Origin of the sequence: Mesorhizobium sp. B2-8-9 (assembly GCF_006439475.1) — a bacterium.
Classification (GTDB): domain Bacteria; phylum Pseudomonadota; class Alphaproteobacteria; order Rhizobiales; family Rhizobiaceae; genus Mesorhizobium.
Map to the genome: position 1 here is coordinate 11,796 of NZ_VFTQ01000038.1, position 17,008 is coordinate 28,803.

Here is a 17,008-nt window from a genome sequence, read left to right on the forward strand (position 1 = left end):
CAGATCGTTGCCTCGCCGCGCCAATTTTCTGCGCCCGACGCGGCGAATCCGTAACCCTACTCGGCGGCCGTCTCCGACGGCGCCTCTGCCGGCCCCGAAGGCTCGGCTTCGGCACGGGGCTTGCGCCGTGAAAACAGCGACCTGAGCGTGACGTAGAACACCGGCGTCAGGAATAGGCCGACGAAGGTGACCCCGAGCATGCCGGAGAACACCGCGGTGCCGAGCGACTGGCGCATTTCTGCGCCCGGGCCCGTTGCGATCATCAGCGGCACGACGCCGAGGATGAACGCGAAGGCGGTCATCAGGATCGGCCGCAGCCTGAGCCGGCAGGCTTCGACGGCGGCCTCGGCGGCCGACAGGCCGCGTTCCTGCGCCTGCCGCGCGAATTCGACGATCAGGATCGCGTTCTTGGCGGCAAGCCCGATCAGCACGATGAGGCCGATCTGCACGAGAATGTTGTTGTCCAGCCCTCGGAAAGTCACGCCAAGCAACGCCGCGAGCACGCCGAGCGGCACCACCAGCACAATGGCGAACGGCAACACCCAGCTTTCATATTGCGCCGCCAGCGCCAGGAACACGAACAGCACCGACAGTCCGAAGATATAGACGGCGGCATTGCCGGTGTTGCGCTCCTGATAGGCAAGCTCGGTCCATTCATAGGAGGTACCGGCCGGCAATGTCTTTGCCGTGATCCCTTCCATCAATGCCAGCGCGTCGCCCGTGGAGACGCCAGGCGCGGCGTTGCCCTGCAGCGGCACCGAGACGTACATGTTGTAGCGCTGGACCAGCGCCGGGCCGGTGACGTCGCGGATCTCGATCAACGTGCCGAGCGGAACCAGCGCGCCGGTCGCCGAGCGAACCTTCAATTTCAAGATGTCGGAGCGATCGAGGCGGAACGCCTGGTCGGCCTGCGCCCGCACCTGGTAGACGCGCCCGAAAGCGTTGAAGTCGTTGACGTAGGCGGTGCCCAGATTGATCGACAGTGTCTCGAAGATGTTGGGGATCGGCACGTTCAGGATGCGCGCCTTGTCGCGATCGATCGCCAGGAAGAATTGCGGGCTCGACGCGGAGAACGTGGTGAACACGCCTGTCAGCCCCGGCGTCTTATTGGCCTTGCCGGCGATTTCGTAGGCAAGCGCCAGGATCTGCCGCATGTCGGCGCTGTTGCGCTCCTGGATCTGCAGCTTGAAGCCGCCGGCATTGCCGACGCCGCGGATCGGCGGCGGCGGCAGTGCGATAATGAAGGCTTCCTTGATGCTTTGCAGGCTGCCGAACAGATTGCCGATGACCTTGGTCGCCGACTGGCCGGCTTTCAGCCGCTCGTCAAACGGCTTGAACCTGGCGAAGATCACGCCCTGGTTGCTGGCGTTGGTGAAGGTCGCGCCGGAGAAGCCGGCGAAGGCGACCGCGTAGTCGACGCCTGGCGTTTTCTGGATGATCTGCGACGCCTGCTGGATGACCGCATCGGTCCTCGACAGCGAGGCGCCGTCGGGCAACTGGACCACGACGATCGCATAGCCCTGGTCGAGCGATGGGATGAAACCGCGCGGCACGGCCTGCGCCATGTAGACCGTGGCGGAGATCAGGCCCGCGAAAACGGCCAGCATGGCGGCGATCGTTATCCACGAGCCGACCAGCACGCGGATGATGCTCGAATACCAATGGGCGACCCTGTCGAAGCCGCGATTGAACCCGTCGGCGAGCGCCCGTCCGAACCGCGCCAGGAAAAAGCGAGGCGGCGCCGCCGCGGCGCGGTGCGACTTGAACAGCAGTGCGGCCAGCGCCGGCGAAAGCGTCAGCGAATTGAATGCCGAGATCGCCGTCGACACCGCGATGGTGATCGCAAACTGCAGGTAGAATTGCCCGGAAATGCCGGGGATGAAGGCTGTCGGCACGAAGACGGCTATCAGCACCAGCGAGATCGCGATAATGGCCGTTCCGACTTCGTTCATGGTCAGGTGCGACGCCGGATTGGGCGCGAGCCCACTGGCGATATTGCGCTCGACGTTCTCGACCACGACGATCGCATCGTCGACGACGATGCCGATCGCCAGAACGAGCCCGAACAGCGTCAGCATGTTGAGCGAGAAGCCGGCGGCGTAAAGCACAGCCAGCGTGCCGATCAGCGACACGGGGATCGCCACGATCGGCACGATCGCCATGCGCCACGACTGCAGGAAGACGATGATGACGATGATGACCAGCAACATCGCCTCGAGGATCGTCTTGTAGACCTCGTGGATCGACTCGGCGACGAATTCTGTCGGATTGTAGACGATTTCGTAGCTCAACCCGTTCGGGAAGTCGCGGGAAAGCTCCTTCATCTTGTCCTGGATCTCCGCGGCCGCGGCGAGCGCATTGGTGCCCGGCCGCTGGAAGATGGCGAGCGCCACCGCCGGTTTGCCGTTGAGATAGGAGTTGGTCACGTAATCCTTGGCTCCGAGCTCGATGCGCGCAACGTCCTGCAGCGAGATCAGGCGGCCGTCGTCGGTCGATTTGACGATCACGTATCGGAAGTCGCGGGCGTCGTTGAAGCGGCCTTGCGTGGTGACCGTGTACTGGAACGCCGTGCCGGTGCCGGTCGGCGGCGCGCCGATCGAGCCGCCCGACACTTGGACGTTCTGGTCGCGCAGCGCCTGCACCACATCGCCTGAGGTCATCCCCAGGGCGGACAGTTTTTCCGGATCAAGCCAGATGCGCAGCGAATATTCGCGCTCGCCGAAGATGATGAGGTCGCCGACGCCGTCTAACCTGAGCAGTATGTCGCGCACCCGCGAGCGGGCGTAGTTCGAGACGTAGAGCTGGTCGTAGGTATTGTCGGGCGACAGCATGTGCACGACCATCATCAGGTCGGGCGAGCTCTTGGTGGTGGTGATGCCGAGGCGGCGGACTTCTTCGGGCAGGCGCGGCTCGGCGACCGACACGCGGTTCTGCACAAGCACCTGCGCCTTGTCGAGATCGGTGCCCAGCTTGAAGGTGATGGTCAGCGCCATCGACCCGTCGCCCGACGAATAGGACGACATGTAGAGCATGCCCTCGACGCCGTTGATCTCCTGCTCGATCGGTGTTGCCACCGTCGCTGCGACCGTCTGGGCGTCGGCGCCCGGATACTGCGCGCGAACGACGATGGTCGGCGGCGCGATCTCGGGATATTGCGCGACCGGCAGCTGGGTATAAGCAATCCCGCCGAGGATCAGCAGGACGATCGAAACGACCGATGCGAAGATGGGGCGGTCGACGAAGAAATGTGCGAACCTCATTGCTGCAACCCGGCGGTGTCGGCCTTGGGCGGCAACGTCACCATCTCGGCCTTCACTTTGGTGCCAGGCCTGGCGTGCATCAGCCCTTTGACGATGATCGTCTCGCCGCCGGTCAGGCCCGAGCGGATCACCCGGTAGCCGTCGAGAAGCGGGCCGGTGCGCACGGGCTTCGCCGACACCATCCCGGCCTCATCCACCAGGAAGACGATGCGTCGATCCTGATCGGCGCCGATCGCGTCGTCGGGCACCAGCACGCCGCTATGCGGCAGCGACCCCGGCACGTTGATGCGCCCGAACATGCCTGGCTGGAGAATGCCGTCGGGGTTGGCAAACTTCGCACGCACCCGCATGGTGCCGGTCGCGTTGTCGATCCGGTTCTCGGCAAAATCGAGCTTGCCTTTGAACACCGCCTCCGCGCGGTCGGCGACATGAACCTCCACATCGAGCCCGCTGGCGCCTTCCTGCATGCTGCCGCCGCGCGCCTTCGCGTCGCGGGCGTAGCTGAAATACAGGCGCTCATCGACGTCGAAATAGAAGTCGATCGGGTCGCGCGTGACGATGGTCGTCAGCAAGGTGGAATCCGGCTGCACGAGGTTGCCGACCGACACCAGCCGGCGGTCGATGCGGCCGGATAAAGGCGCCTTGATCTCGGTGAATTCCATGTTCAGGCTGGCCGTCGTCAGCGCAGCCGTCGCGCCCTGCATCTGCGCCTGCGCCGCAAGGTATTCCCGCCGGCGGTCGTCGACCGTGGCGGGCGAGATGTTGCCGGTCTTGGCAAGCTCGTTGGCGCGATCCAGCTGCATCTTGGTGAATTCGAGCAGTGACTTGGCGACGTCCACTTGCGATTTGGCGGCATCATAAGCGGCCTGGTACGGACGCTGGTCGATGGTGAAGAGCAGGTCGCCCTTGTTGACCAGCGAGCCGTCCTGGAAGCTGACCTTGTCCAGATAGCCGCTGACGCGCGAACGGATGGCGACCTGGTCGACGGCTTCGAAGCGCCCGACGAACTCGTCGTCTTCGACGATATCACGCACCACCGGCTTGGCCGCCGTCACCGCTGGTAGCTGCTGGTCCTGCGCCAACGCAGCGCTGCCGAAAGCCATGCCGAGCAGGAATGCCGCCGACACGGCGGCGCGGGCAAGCCAGTTGGCCGATCGACGGGGTCGCCCGCCCGCGTCGCGATGCAATTGCCCATTCCCTGTGGTGTCCATTTGCGTCCCCGCTCGCTGGACCCGGAGGTCGATTGATCCGCTTCACGCTCAGGCTTCTAGTGGAGATCAGACTGCAGCGTTGTGCACAGCAACATGATCATTTTCCATGCGGGCTGAAATGTCCACCCCGTGGCTGCCCATCGCCATCCGGCAAGGCCGACATCGATCATACAGACGCGATGGCCACTTCACGCCACGAGTCAAAGTTCGTGCTCGCCCTGGCGTCCGGTCACCAAGCAATCCCGGACATCGGAGTTCACCGTTTGGTGATGATGCGCATCGCAGCGAGAGCGTATGGCGACCGTCAGCGCTGCAACAGCGGTTTCACTCCTGTCGCTGCTTTCGTGGGATTTCCAGATGCTGTGCAGCAGCAGCCCGGAGATCGCTGAAATCATCCGCACGACCGCGCTTGAGTAGCGCGGCGCGGCGCAGCCGTCCAAATAAGTGTCGTTGCTAGCTCCGAGGCGCTGGCGAATGCATCGGCTTTCCCCGCCGGCGCTGTGCATCGCCGGTCTGGCCGCTATCGGCGGAGCCGCGAATCTGTGCTAAGGCGCCGCCCGACCAATCAAGAGGACGACACTGTGAGCGAACTGACCTTGGCCGAGGCGACCGAAAATATCTATGCCTCACTCCGAGCGGACAATGCCGACCTCGATGCGCATATCGCGGCACTCAAGGCAGCGCTGGCGCGGGAGGGGAAGAAACAGGCGGTGTTCGATCCGGCCAGGCTGGTGCAGAACAACCGCGCCGGCCGCAAGTTGATGCAGGCCTATTTTCGGCAGCGGGGCGTCAGCGTGAGCTTTTCGGAGTAGATTTGCTCGCGCCCCTGCCTCGCTGGGCGACGGCGCGGTGAGATTGGCCTGAACGTCGGATCCAGCGGCTTGGATCAAGAACGCGATCAGTTCCGGCTGTTGAGATGCCGCACCTGCCGCAGCGCCGGGAACAGATAGGCCCACAGGCCGGCGACGGCGATGGCGCCGATGCCGCCGATCACCACCGCGGGAACCGTGCCGATCAGCGCCGCCATGGTGCCGGCGCGGAATTCGCCGAGCTCGTTGGAGGCGCCGACGAAGACCTGGTTGACGGCGTTGACGCGGCCGCGCACCTCGTCCGGCGTCCAGAGCTGGATCAGCGTCTCGCGGATATAGACGCTGAACATGTCGGTGGCGCCGAGCAAAGCGAGCGCCGCGATCGATAGCCAGGTGATGGTCGAGACGCCGAACAACACGGTGAAGGCGCCGAACAAAGCGACGAAGCCCAGCATGATCTTACCGGCATGGTTGCGGATCGGGTGGCCGGCAAGCCAGACGGCGACGCAGATGGCGCCGATGCCGGGCGCCGAGCGCAGCAGGCCAAGGCCCCAGGGGCCGAGCTGGAGGATGTCGCGCGCATAGACGGGCAGCAGCGCCGAGGCGCCCGACAGAAGCACGGCGAACAGGTCGAGCGAGATCGCGCCGAGCACGATCTTCTCGCCCCAGATATAGCCGAAGCCGGCAAACAGCGTCTGCATCGTCGGCTTGTCGGTGGCCGTTTGCTGGGCGGGCTTCGGGATGGTGAAGATGAGCAGCCCGGCGGCGAGCATCAGGACGGCGGCGGTGGCGTAGGCGACCTCCGCCGAGATGCCGTAGAGCAGGCCGCCGGCGACCGGGCCGACGATGGTCGCCGTCTGCCAGGCCGACGAATTCCAGGCTATCGCGTTGGCGAAATCTTCCTGCGGCACGAGATTGGCGAACAACGAGGACGAGGCCGGGCCGTAGAAAGCGCGGGCAATGCCGAACATCACCAGCACGAGGAAGATCGGCAGCGGGCTGGTCAGGCCGCGCAGCGTCAGAAGCAGCAGGGCCAAGGCGCAGCCGGCCTCGACCAGGGTCGCCAGCGTCATGATCAGCCGGCGGCCGAAGCGGTCGGCGACGACGCCGGTGACCAGGACCAGGAGCAGCGAAGGCAGGAACTGGACGATGCCGACAATGCCGAGGTCGAACGGATTGCGGGTCAGGTCATAGACCTGCCAGCCGACGGCGACCGAGACGATCATGGTGGCGAAGGTGGTGAGGAAGCGCGCCGTCCAGTAGCTGAGGAACGGGCGGTGCCGGAACGCGGCGTAGCGCTGGTCTGGTGACGTTGTTTCGACGGTCATGATTCGAGGGCCCCGTTGCGACAAAGGCCGGCGGGGCACTTCCACGGTGGGCGCTGGTCCGGCCGCAACCCTTTAGCCCAGTTCGTCTTGCCATGCGCTAAAAAAATCCGCGCTGGATCTAAGAAAATCGAAATTCCCTGCTCTGGTGAGGTGGCGTTCAGCCTCTCAAAGCAGCCGAGATGGCTTCCAGCCCGCCGCGCAACTCCGCCTCTTTCGGCCAGCCGAAGCCGAGACGGAAGAAATGCTTCGGCATCTCGAACCAGTGGCCGGGGCCGACATAGGTGCCGTATTCCGCCAGCAGCCTGGTGTAGAAGCGGTCAAGGTCGAAGCCGGCATCGACGTTGAGCCGCGGAAAGCCGACGACGCCGCCTTGCGGCCGCACCCAGTCGACCAGTGGCTCGCCGTCGATCCAGTCCTGCACGACGTCGCGGCGCCTGGCCATTTCGGGGAGCAGCGAGGCGAGGAAGGTATCACGGCGTTCGAGCGTGGCGCGGGCGATCGCCTCGTCGATGACGCTGCCGCAGATGCCGATCTGCTCCTTGGCGGCGAGGAAGGTCTCCTGCAATTGCGGATCGCGGGTCATCAGCCAGCCGATGCGGATGCCCGGAATGCCGAAGGCCTTCGACAACGAGCAGACGCTGATGGCGCCGGAGCTGAGCGAGGCCGCCGACGGCAGCCGGGCGCCATAGGAGAGGTCGCGATAGGTCTCGTCGACCAGCAGGCGGCATTTGCGGCTTTCGGCAAGCGTAATCAGCGCGTCGAGATCGGCGCGTGTCATCATCGTGCCGGTCGGATTGTGCGGGCAGGTGACGCTGATCAGCCTGGTGTTCGGCCGCAGCTCTGCCTTCACACGGTCGATGTCGATGGCAAAGCCCTCGTCAAAATCGAGATCGATGTAGGAGATGGCGCAGCCGATCGCCTTCGGTGTCTCGATGTTGGTGGCGTAGTTCGGCCGCACGACCACGAGATGGTCGCCGGCCGACAGAAGCGACGTGGCGATGATGAACAGCGCGCCGGCCGCGCCAGCGGTCACCAGCACATCATCGGGGGAAAGACCGCTGTCCTGCCCGGCGATAAGCGCCCGCAGTTCCCTGTCGCCGCGATGCTCGCCATAGAACAGCGTGAGGTCGGGCAGCGTGAGACCGATGTCGGAAAGTTTCCGGTCTGCGATCGAGCTTTCGGAAAGATTGTAGCGGATGCGCTCGTAGCCGTATTCCTCCGGCGCTTCCTTCTCGATCACCATCCTGGCGTAGTTCATGGCCATGTCCCCAAGCGGTTCATCCTTTTAAACAAACCGCGCGTCCTGTTTTGACGCAATTCCGTACGGCTTTCCTGGAATTGCCAGGTGGAACGGTATCCAAGCCATAAAGGCAGGAAGCCTGCCAAGGCTGATTCCTCGGCAGGCTTCCCTAAACCATTGGTGCAGGCGCGTTATTTCAGGCCGGGGCTTTGGCCTTCCTGGCCCTTGCAGGCTTCGCCGGCTCCGGTTCCGCCTTGCGGCCGAGGCCGATCGACTTGGCGAGCTGCGAGCGCGAGGCCGCGTAGTTGGGCGCGACCATCGGGTAATCCACCGGCAGGCCCCATTTGGTGCGGTAGGCTTCCGGCGTCAGGCCGAAATGCACGCCGATATGGCGCTTCAGCGATTTGAACTTCTTCCCGTCCTCGAGGCAGATGATGTAGTCCGGCGTCACCGAGCGCCTGGGATTGACGGCGGGAACCGGCGGGGGCGCCGCGGGCTCCGCCGGCTGGCTGATCCCGCCGATCGAAGAGGCAACGCTGGCGATCAGTCCGCCCAGGTCGGAAGCAGGCAAGCGGTTTTTGGCGACATAGGCCGATACGATATGAGCGGTGAGCTCGAGCAGGTCGATTTCCCTGGCTGTGCTGGTGTCCTCGTCCACGTAGTCCCTCCATTTCTGCCGCAAGGTCGCGAAAACGATCCGGTTTTCGCGGTGTAATGTCGAAGCGCTGCGAGCGTTGTTTGCGAATTCGGGAAGCCGCAGGGGCCGCAGGCCGGCGAATTCCTAGTCGGCAAATCTGCGCGGCGCAACATTTTGTCGCGTCAATACACGCTGTTTTGAACAATTATACTGAAATGTAACTATATCAGACGACCAGCGCCTTGTCGCGCCACAGACGAAATCCACCCTCGAAAGCGCGAGTGTTGTCGCCGCGCCGGGACTTTTCAGGCAATTGATCGAGCTTGTCGACATTGCCGCCGCCAATCACGACATAGTCAGGCTGCAAGGCGGCGCGGAGCCTATCGACAACGTCGAAAACGTATTTGCGCCACTTCTTCTTCCCGTGCTTCACCAAGCCGCGTTCGCCGACGTAATCCTCGAAAGTCGCTCCCTTCTTGTAGGGCAGGTGGGCGAGCTCCATGGGCTGGCCGACATTCTTGATGATCATGGCGGCGCCCAGGCCGGTTCCGAGGCCGAGGAACAGCATGCGGCCGCCGTCATAGCTGCCGATGGCCTGCATCAGCGCGTCGTTGACGAGTTTCACCGGCTTGCCGAAAGCGGCGGTGAAATCATAGCCGTTCCAGCCCTTGCCGAGATTGAAGGGATCGAGCGAGGGCTTGTTGTCGCGCACGGGGCCGGGATAACCCATCGAGATGACGTCGTAGTCCAGACCCTCGGCCAGTTTCTTGACCGACGAGACGACCTGGTCCGGGGTCAGGCTCGGTCCGGACGCGGCGCGGCGCATCTCGCCGCCTGCGCTGGTGAGGATCTTCACATGCGAGCCGCCGACATCGACGGTGAGCACGATCGGATCACCGGTTGCCGCGGCTTTCTTTGCTGCCTTCGCCATCCCGTCCTCCCCGAAAGTTATTTGCTCGGATTGATCCAGCCATCGGGTGGGCCGAAGCCGTTCATGGCATCGACTGGCCCCCAGGTCCCGGGCGTATAGATCGCCGGCGCCGCGGTGTCGCCGAGCACCGGACCGACGATGCGCCAGGCAAGCTCGGCCGCGTCCTGGCGCGTGAAGAGCTGGCCATTGCCGTTCATGGCGTCGCCGATCAGCCGCTCATAGGGCGGCATGTCGCCCTTGGTGTCGTCGAGCGCGGTCAGCTCCACCTGCTCGCCGATCATGTCGTCGCCGGCGACCTTGCGCTGGGCGCCGATCGAGATCGCCACCTGCGGGTCGATGCGGAAGCGCACATAATTGGCGTCGCCCGGCTTGATCGGATCGAAGACGTCGAGCGGCGGCCGCTTCATACGCACGATCACCTCGGTGGCGTGCACCGGCATGTTCTTGCCGGCGCGGATGAAGAAAGGCACGTCCCGCCAGCGCCAGGTGTCGACGAAGAAGCGCACCGCGGCGAAGGTCTCGACCGGCGAGTTGGGCCTGACGCCCGGCTCGGCCAGATAGCCGTCGAATTGGCCGCGCACGACATCGTCCTTGGTCAGCGTGCGGATCGCGCGCAGCACCTGCACCTTCTCGTCGATCAGGTCGTCGGCCGAGCGGCCGACCGGCGGCTCCATGGCCAAAAGCAACAGGATGTTGAGCAGGTGGTTTTCGATCACGTCGCGGATGCAGCCGACATCGTCATAGAATTTGCCGCGGCCCTCGACGCCGAAATCCTCGGCCATGGTGATCTGCACGCTCTCGACGAAATTGCGGTTCCAGATCGGCTCGAGGAAGGAGTTGGCGAAGCGGAAATAGAGCAGGTTCTGGATCGCTTCCTTGCCGAGATAATGGTCAATGCGGAAGATCGACTGCTCGTCGAACACCAGATGCAGCACCCGGTTCAGCCAGCGCGCCGACTGCAGGTCGTGGCCGAACGGCTTTTCCACCATCAGCCGCGCGCCGCGTGCGGTGCCGGACTGCTCCAGCCCTTGCACGACCGTCTCGAACATTGCCGGGGGAACGGCCATGTAGTGCAGCGGCCGCTGCGCGGAACCCAGCGCCGTCTTCAGCTTCTCGAAGGTCGCACCGTCGCGGTAGTCGCCGCTGACATAGCGCAGCAACGAGGCGAGCTTGGAAAAGACCTTGTCGTCGACACGGCCAAGCGCGGTGACGATGCCGTCGCGCGCACGGTCCACCAATTTGGGGAGCTCCCAAGGCTCGAAGGCGACGCCGATCACCGGCTCGCTCAGCGTGCCCTTGGCGACCATCTGGTAGAGCGCCGGGAAAATCTTCTTGTGCGCAAGATCGCCGGTCGCTCCGAAAAGCACCAGCGTGTCGGACCTCTCCTGGCTCATGCAGTCTCTCCCTTCACGCGCCGGTCTTCGGCTTCTCGACATGGCCGCCGAAGGCATAGCGCATGGCGGACAGAAGCTTGTCGGCGAATTGCGATTCGCCCTGGGAAGAGAAGCGGTCGAACAGCGCAGAGGACAGCACCGGCGCCGGGACGCCGGTGTCGATCGCCGCCTTCAGCGTCCAGCGGCCTTCGCCGGAATCGGAGACGCGGCCGCCGAACTGGGCGAGTGCCGGATCGTTCTTCAGCGCGCCGGCGGTGAGATCGAGCAGCCAGGAGCCGATGACGCTGCCGTGCCGCCAGACCTCGGCGACCTGCGGCAGGTCGATGTCGAACTGATAATATTGCGGATTTTCGAGCGGGCTGGTCTCGGCGTCGGCTGTGCGTTGCCTTTTGCCGGCATTTGCCGACTTCAGGATGTTCATGCCCTCGGCATAGGCGGCCATCACGCCATATTCGATGCCGTTATGCACCATCTTGACGAAGTGACCGGCGCCGCTCGGTCCGCAATGAAGATAGCCGAAGGGCGCCGTGCCGGCATCCTTGGACGGGTTGGCGCCCGCATCGGCGCCAGGCGCCAGCGTGGCAAAGACCGAATCGAGATGCTTCACAGCGTCATCGGGGCCGCCGATCATGAGGCAGTAGCCGCGCTCCAGCCCCCACACGCCGCCGCTGGTGCCGACATCGACGAAGTTGATGCCCTTAACCGCCAGCTTGGCCGCCTGGTCGACGGCATCATGGTAGTAGGAATTGCCGCCGTCGATGATGATGTCCCCCGGCTCCATCAGCGCCGCCACCTGGTCGACGATCCTGCCGGTGATCGCGGCCGGCAGCATCAGCCAGGCGCAGCGCGGCTTGGCGAGCTTGGCGACGAACTCCTCCAGCGAGGCGGCGCCGACCGCGCCGTCCTTGACCATGCCGGCGACACTTGCCGAATTGATGTCATAGACGACGCATTCATGGCCGTCGCGCATCAGGCGCCGCACCATGTTGGCGCCCATCCTGCCCAGTCCCATCATTCCGATCTGCATGGTTTCATCCCGATTGCTTGAGGAAGGAGAAGTACAATGGCCCTGCTGGATCACGATTGGGCGCCAATGCCGACGCTGAAGTCGACATTCTCCCAACGCATCGCCCCGGGCCAGAAAAAAGTGAAGACGATGGTGGTTCCCGGCTGCAGGCGGTTGACGGGCAAATCCACCAGGTGAATGCCGAACGCATTCTCGGTTGTCTTGCTGTCCTGCACGGTCAGCCATTTGTCGCTGCTCCAATGGACGACGCCAGGCGCCGACAATTCGACGCGCAGCGCCTTGCCGGCCGGAATGGAGCGGATCTTGTGGTTGAAGCGCCAGATCCTAAGCGGCGAGACCGTCTGGCCCTTGATATAACGTTCGACGCCCTGGGGCGGCAGGTCGAAGACGGCGCCGTCGCGCAGCGAGCGCAACAGCTTGATGTGCTCTGCATGCGCCCAGACCAGCGGCATGGCGCTGCCGGACGGTTTGCCCAGCCACAGCTCGCGGTCAGGCATGTCCGGGCGATCCCAGACCTGCTCCGGCAGGAGGCCGCCCACGCCGGCCGAACGTTCGAAAGTCTCAAGCAGCTGCGCCGCCTTGTCCCTGCGGCCGGCGGCCAGCTCGTAATGGGCGCGCTCGCCAGCGAGCAGCGGCCACGGCCGGCCCCGGCCGGTGCCGTCGAAAGGCGAGCCGTCCTCGTGCTCGCCATAGCCGTCGCCGGAATAGCGGTACCAGAGCGGGCCTTGCGGCAGGTCGCAGCGCAGCTCGGTGTCGATCGCCTTGACGGTATTGAGGATGCGCGGGTCGTCCGCGGCCCTCAGGCCGAAGCGGACTAGCGCCAGCGCATCCGGGCTGATGATCGCCTCGGCCGGCTTGTCGGTGTCGCCCGGCGGCCGGTTCTTGATCGGCACGAAGCCGTCCTTCGGAGACGCGGCGCTGCCATTGTCGGGCGGCGCGATGCGGACATAATATCCGTCGGTTCCCGCCCTGGCGCTTGCCTGCGTACCGGTCACATAGGTCCAGCGCTCGACCTGGTCGTTCCAGCAATCGGCGGTCTCGCGCAGATAGTTTGCCGGCTCATTTTTGCCGCAGGCTTCCAGCATGTCGGCGGCGGCGAGCAGGCCCGCTATTTCCACGGCCAGCGTGAACGGGCTATAGCCGGCATCCTCTTCCCAGCGGTCCTGGCCGGTGACCGGGCCGTTACGGACGACATAGGCGGCGGCGTTCTCGATCATCGCCAGGAAGTCGGCGAGCTTCGACTTCGGCAGATGGCCGGCACGGCGCAAGGCATCGGCAAGCAGCAGCGGAAAGGCGCATTCATCCATCTGAATGCCGGGCCAATAGGCGGTGCCGTCGGACCAGCAATTTTGCGGCCAATGGCCGTCCGGCTGCTGGATCGAACGCAGATAGGCGAGGATCTGCAGCGCCTGCCTGCCGTCGCCGGCCGCCAGGAAGCCGCCAGCGGTCTCGACCAGGTCGCGCGGCCAGACGAGATGATAGCCGCCGAGATCGTCGTCGCCCTTGTTGAAACCCCAGGGGATCGACAGGCTGGCGACGGCAGCGCCCGGTCTCGCGATCGACAGATGCGTTGCCAGCACCGCGGTGCTGGCGCGGTAGGTGTTCAGGCCGGAGGCGCCGCGGCGATCGAGTTTTTCCAACCCCGCCTGAAATGTCCGCCAGTTCTCGACATAAGTCTTCGCGGCCGGCTCGAAACCCTGTTGCAGACTTGCAAGCGCAAGGTCGGCGGCTTCCTCCGGCGAAGCGCCGAAGCCGAGCGCCAGCAAGGCAACCGTCCTGCCGGCCGAAAAGCCGATCTCGCCGGTCAGCGCGACATTGCCGTTTTCCGCCGCCAAGCAGGATGGATCGAGCGCGCCGCTGTCGCGCAGCTGCTGCCAGCCGTCGGAGAAGCCGACATAGCCGGCCGAGCAGGCGCCCCAGGGCAAAGAGGAGGCGAGCGCGAGCGACACGCCGCGCCCGGTGGCGAAGAGAAGACGCTGCCCCTTATGCTCGCCGATCCAGGCCGTATTGCCCATGCCGGCGTTGACCAGGTGCGGCGCAAGCAGCGCGTAGACGCGATAATCAGCCAGCGAGCCCTTGATCGCGCTGAAACGCACTTCCTGCAGCAGGACCGGTCGTTTCGAGTCCGTAACGATGCGTTTTTCGATGCGGTAGGCGCCATCGGAAGCGGTGTTGCTGAACCTGTAGCCGGGCACCCCGTCCTCGAAAGGGTCGACGGTGTGGGCCGCATCGCGTTTCTCTTCGGAAAAATAACCGTCGGGGCCGGTGACGATCAGCCCCAGGTCGCGCGTGCAGGCGCTGTCGAGGTGCGGATAATAGATTTCATTCAGGATGCCGTGGCTGGTGGTGAACCAGAGCGGGCTTTTTGCCGAAAGGGCGGTTCCGACGCCACTCTTGGCACTTGACGTCCAGCGCGCCGGAATTCCGGGCGCGCCTTTAGCAACCGTCGGCGTCACTGCCATGCACTGGCCTCCTGCCGCGTTCCTAGACCAGGAGTCGCCGTCTTTTCAATCGTCGCACCGCAAGTTGATCGAGCAGTGCCAATGCTTTGGAGTTGACAGCTTGCGGTTCCTCTGAATTTGTCTGACAATAGATAAAAAACAGAGATTTCGTGTTAACAGCAGCAACCTCGGGAGGAACCGACATGAAGAAACTGCTCGTATTGAGTGCATTCGCGGCGATGCTCGCCTCGGGCACCGCGCTTGCCGACACCAGCGGCAAGAAGATCGCCTTCTCCAACAATTATGCCGGCAATTCGTGGCGCCAGGCGATGCTCGACAGCTATGCGATCGTCACCAAGAAGGCGGTCGAGGACAAGGTGGTCGCGGCAGCGGATGTCTTCACCACCGCCGACAAGGAAGTGCCGACTCAGGCCGCCCAGGTGCAGAACCTGATCCTGCAGGGCTATGACGCCATCGTCATCAACGCCGCGTCGCCCGATGCGCTGAACGGCGCCATCAAGCAGGCCTGCGATGCCGGTATCGTCGTCGTCTCCTTCGACGGCATCGTGACCGAGCCTTGCGCCTACCGCGTCGTCGTCGACTTCAAGGACATGGGCAAGCAGGAAGTCGAGCAGATGGCGAAGTTCCAGCCCAAGGGCGGCAATCTGCTGGAAATCCGCGGTCTCGCCGGCACCTCAATCGACGATGCCATCCATGCCGGCATCCTCGAAGGCGTCGCCGCCCATCCCGAGTTCAAGATCGTCGGTTCGGTGACGGGCGACTGGGACCAGACGACGGCGCAGAAGGCGGTGGCGACCATCCTGCCGTCGTTGCCGGATGTTGTCGGCATCGTCGACCAGGGCGGCGACGGCTATGGCGCCGCGCAGGCCTTCGCCGCGGCCGGCAAGCCGCGCCCGACCATCATCATGGGCAACCGGCAGGACGAGCTGAAGTGGTGGAAGGAGCAGAAGGAGAAGGACGGCTACAAGACCTGGTCGGCCTCAATCGCGCCCGGCGTGTCGACGCTGGCCTTCTGGGTGGCGCAGCAGGTCCTCGATGGCCGCAAGGACATCCCGCATGACCTCCTGGTGCCCTATCTCGCCTTCACCCAGGACGATTTCGAGGCCGCGCTGCCGAAGATCAAGGAAGGCGGCGTCGCCACGCACGAATACACGCAGGATGAAGCTATCGCGGCGATCAAAGCCAACATCAAGCAATAGCGGTGGGCACATTGCGGTCCGCATCGCCAACCGGATAAAGTTGAGGATGCTTCAGGCTATTGCGGATATCGTCAGGCTCAACGGCGCCGAAAAGCATTTCGGCGCCGTTCGGGCGCTTAACGGCGTCGACTTCCATGTCGGCGCCGGCGAATGCGTCGGGCTGGTCGGGCATAACGGCGCCGGCAAGTCGACGCTCATGCACATGGTGGCCGGCACGCTGCGGCCGGATGGCGGGCAGATCGCCGTGCGCGGCAATCAGGAAGCGAGCTATTCGGTGGCGCGCGCGCTGGAACTTGGCATACGCTGCGTCTTCCAGGAGCTGTCGCTCTGCCCCAATCTCAGCGTCGCCGAGAATACCCGTATCAATCACCCCGCGCTCACCGGTTTCGGCTGGCGGCGCCGGGCCGCCGACCTCATCCGCGCCAAGCTGGACGAGATCTTCCCGGACCACGGCATTTCGGCGGACGACATCGCCGGCGACCTTTCGATCGGGCGGCGCCAGATGGTCGAGGTGGCGCGCGCCTTCACGCTGACCCGCGAGCCGCTACATCTGGTCATCCTCGACGAGCCGACCTCCTCGCTCGACGCGCATACGGCGGGCCAGCTGCTTTCATTCGTGCGCCGCTTCGTGGCGGCCGGAGGCAGCTGCATCCTGATCTCGCATGTGCTGGGCGAGGTGCTGCAGAACGCCGACCGCATCGTGGTGATGCGCGACGGCAAGGTGGTCGCGGCCGATGCCGCGAGCGCGTTCGACCGCGACAGGCTGGTCGCGGCCATGGGCGGCGCCGAGGGACATCACAAAGCCGCCGCCGAGGCCCGCAAGACCGAGCCAGGAGCGCTCAGGGTGCGGGCACGCCCGGCCAGGCAGCAGGACGGCAAGGAGCTTGTCGCGCGCGCAGGCGAGATCATCGGCCTTGCGGGACTTGCCGGCCATGGCCAGACGGATCTTCTGCTGGCGATCTTCTCGGCCGCCTCGCGCGCCAGGACCGGCATCGAAGTCACCGCGCCGGTGGCATTGGTCGCCGGCGACCGCCAGTCGGACGGCATCTTTTCGCAATGGTCGATCGCGCAGAATATCGGCATCCGCTCGCTGGCGCGCCTGCGCAACGGCCTGCTGATCTCGCCGCAGCGCGAGGCCGAGCTTGCCGAGGCCTGGAAAAAGAAGATCGGCATTCGCACCCCGGACATGAACAACAACATCTATTCGCTATCGGGGGGCAACCAGCAGAAGGCGCTGTTTGCCCGCGCGCTCGGCTCCGACGCAGAGATCGTGCTGATGGACGACCCGATGCGCGGCGTCGATATCGGCACCAAGCTCGAAGTCTACGACCTCGTGCGCGAGGAGGCCGCCAAAGGCCGCACCTTCCTCTGGTACACGACCGAGACCGAGGAGCTCGACAATTGCGACCACGTCTATGTCTTCAAGAACGGCCGGATCGTCGCCAATCTTGGGCGCGACGAGCTGACGGAGGAAAAGATCATCCAGTCCTCATTCGGCGATGCGGCCTGA

Annotated in this window: 13 protein-coding genes; 4 read left to right on the forward strand and 9 right to left on the reverse strand. The window is 64.6% G+C overall.

The window, feature by feature from the left end; all coding sequences use genetic code 11:
* Nucleotides 1–56: 56 nt before the first annotated feature.
* Nucleotides 57–3,260, reverse strand: a complete 3,204-nt coding sequence (locus FJ423_RS29750; protein ID WP_095769588.1) for a multidrug efflux RND transporter permease subunit — start codon at nucleotides 3,258–3,260, stop codon at nucleotides 57–59.
* Nucleotides 3,257–4,363, reverse strand: coding sequence for an efflux RND transporter periplasmic adaptor subunit (locus FJ423_RS29755; RefSeq protein WP_181174947.1), 1,107 nt, complete (start codon nucleotides 4,361–4,363; stop codon nucleotides 3,257–3,259). Before FJ423_RS29755 ends, FJ423_RS29750 begins: the two co-directional genes overlap by 4 nt.
* Before the next feature lie 402 nt (nucleotides 4,364–4,765).
* Between FJ423_RS29755 and FJ423_RS34675 the strand changes: the two genes are divergently transcribed.
* A complete protein-coding gene (locus FJ423_RS34675) occupies nucleotides 4,766–4,888 on the forward strand; it encodes a hypothetical protein (RefSeq protein ID WP_281409022.1) in 123 nt (40 codons plus the stop codon).
* Nucleotides 4,889–5,052: 164 nt separating this feature from the next.
* On the forward strand, nucleotides 5,053–5,283 hold the full coding sequence (locus FJ423_RS29760) for a hypothetical protein (protein ID WP_095769619.1): 231 nt from the start codon (nucleotides 5,053–5,055) through the stop codon (nucleotides 5,281–5,283).
* An 86-nt stretch (nucleotides 5,284–5,369) separates the two neighbouring features.
* Here the strand turns inward: FJ423_RS29760 and FJ423_RS29765 are convergent, their stop codons facing one another.
* The 7 genes from FJ423_RS29765 to FJ423_RS29795 form a co-directional block, all read right to left on the reverse strand.
* The gene (locus FJ423_RS29765; RefSeq protein WP_181174948.1) at nucleotides 5,370–6,611 is read right to left on the reverse strand and encodes an MFS transporter; all 1,242 of its coding nucleotides are present in this window, start codon (nucleotides 6,609–6,611) and stop codon (nucleotides 5,370–5,372) included.
* 154 nt (nucleotides 6,612–6,765) lie between these two features.
* Entirely contained in the window at nucleotides 6,766–7,866 is a 1,101-nt protein-coding gene (locus FJ423_RS29770; protein WP_140846438.1) for an aminotransferase class I/II-fold pyridoxal phosphate-dependent enzyme, read from the reverse strand.
* Nucleotides 7,867–8,044: 178 nt separating this feature from the next.
* A complete protein-coding gene (locus FJ423_RS29775) occupies nucleotides 8,045–8,506 on the reverse strand; it encodes a MucR family transcriptional regulator (protein ID WP_095769591.1) in 462 nt (153 codons plus the stop codon).
* A gap of 205 nt (nucleotides 8,507–8,711) precedes the next feature.
* Nucleotides 8,712–9,416 carry an ROK family protein gene (locus FJ423_RS29780; RefSeq protein ID WP_140846439.1) on the reverse strand — a complete coding sequence of 235 codons (705 nt, stop codon included), beginning with the start codon at nucleotides 9,414–9,416 and terminating at the stop codon, nucleotides 8,712–8,714.
* Nucleotides 9,417–9,433: 17 nt separating this feature from the next.
* The gene (gene zwf, locus FJ423_RS29785) at nucleotides 9,434–10,810 is read right to left on the reverse strand and encodes a glucose-6-phosphate dehydrogenase (RefSeq protein WP_140846440.1); all 1,377 of its coding nucleotides are present in this window, start codon (nucleotides 10,808–10,810) and stop codon (nucleotides 9,434–9,436) included.
* 13 nt (nucleotides 10,811–10,823) lie between these two features.
* Nucleotides 10,824–11,837, reverse strand: a complete 1,014-nt coding sequence (gene gnd / locus FJ423_RS29790; RefSeq protein WP_140846441.1) for a phosphogluconate dehydrogenase (NAD(+)-dependent, decarboxylating) — start codon at nucleotides 11,835–11,837, stop codon at nucleotides 10,824–10,826.
* Between the two features lie 50 nt (nucleotides 11,838–11,887).
* Complete coding sequence (locus tag FJ423_RS29795) at nucleotides 11,888–14,299, reverse strand: glucan 1,4-alpha-glucosidase (protein ID WP_140846442.1); 2,412 nt, start codon at nucleotides 14,297–14,299, stop codon at nucleotides 11,888–11,890.
* A gap of 182 nt (nucleotides 14,300–14,481) precedes the next feature.
* Between FJ423_RS29795 and FJ423_RS29800 the strand changes: the two genes are divergently transcribed.
* Both FJ423_RS29800 and FJ423_RS29805 read left to right on the forward strand, forming a co-directional pair.
* Entirely contained in the window at nucleotides 14,482–15,498 is a 1,017-nt protein-coding gene (locus FJ423_RS29800; RefSeq protein WP_140846443.1) for an ABC transporter substrate-binding protein, read from the forward strand.
* A gap of 46 nt (nucleotides 15,499–15,544) precedes the next feature.
* Nucleotides 15,545–17,008, forward strand: coding sequence for a sugar ABC transporter ATP-binding protein (locus FJ423_RS29805; RefSeq protein ID WP_140846444.1), 1,464 nt, complete (start codon nucleotides 15,545–15,547; stop codon nucleotides 17,006–17,008).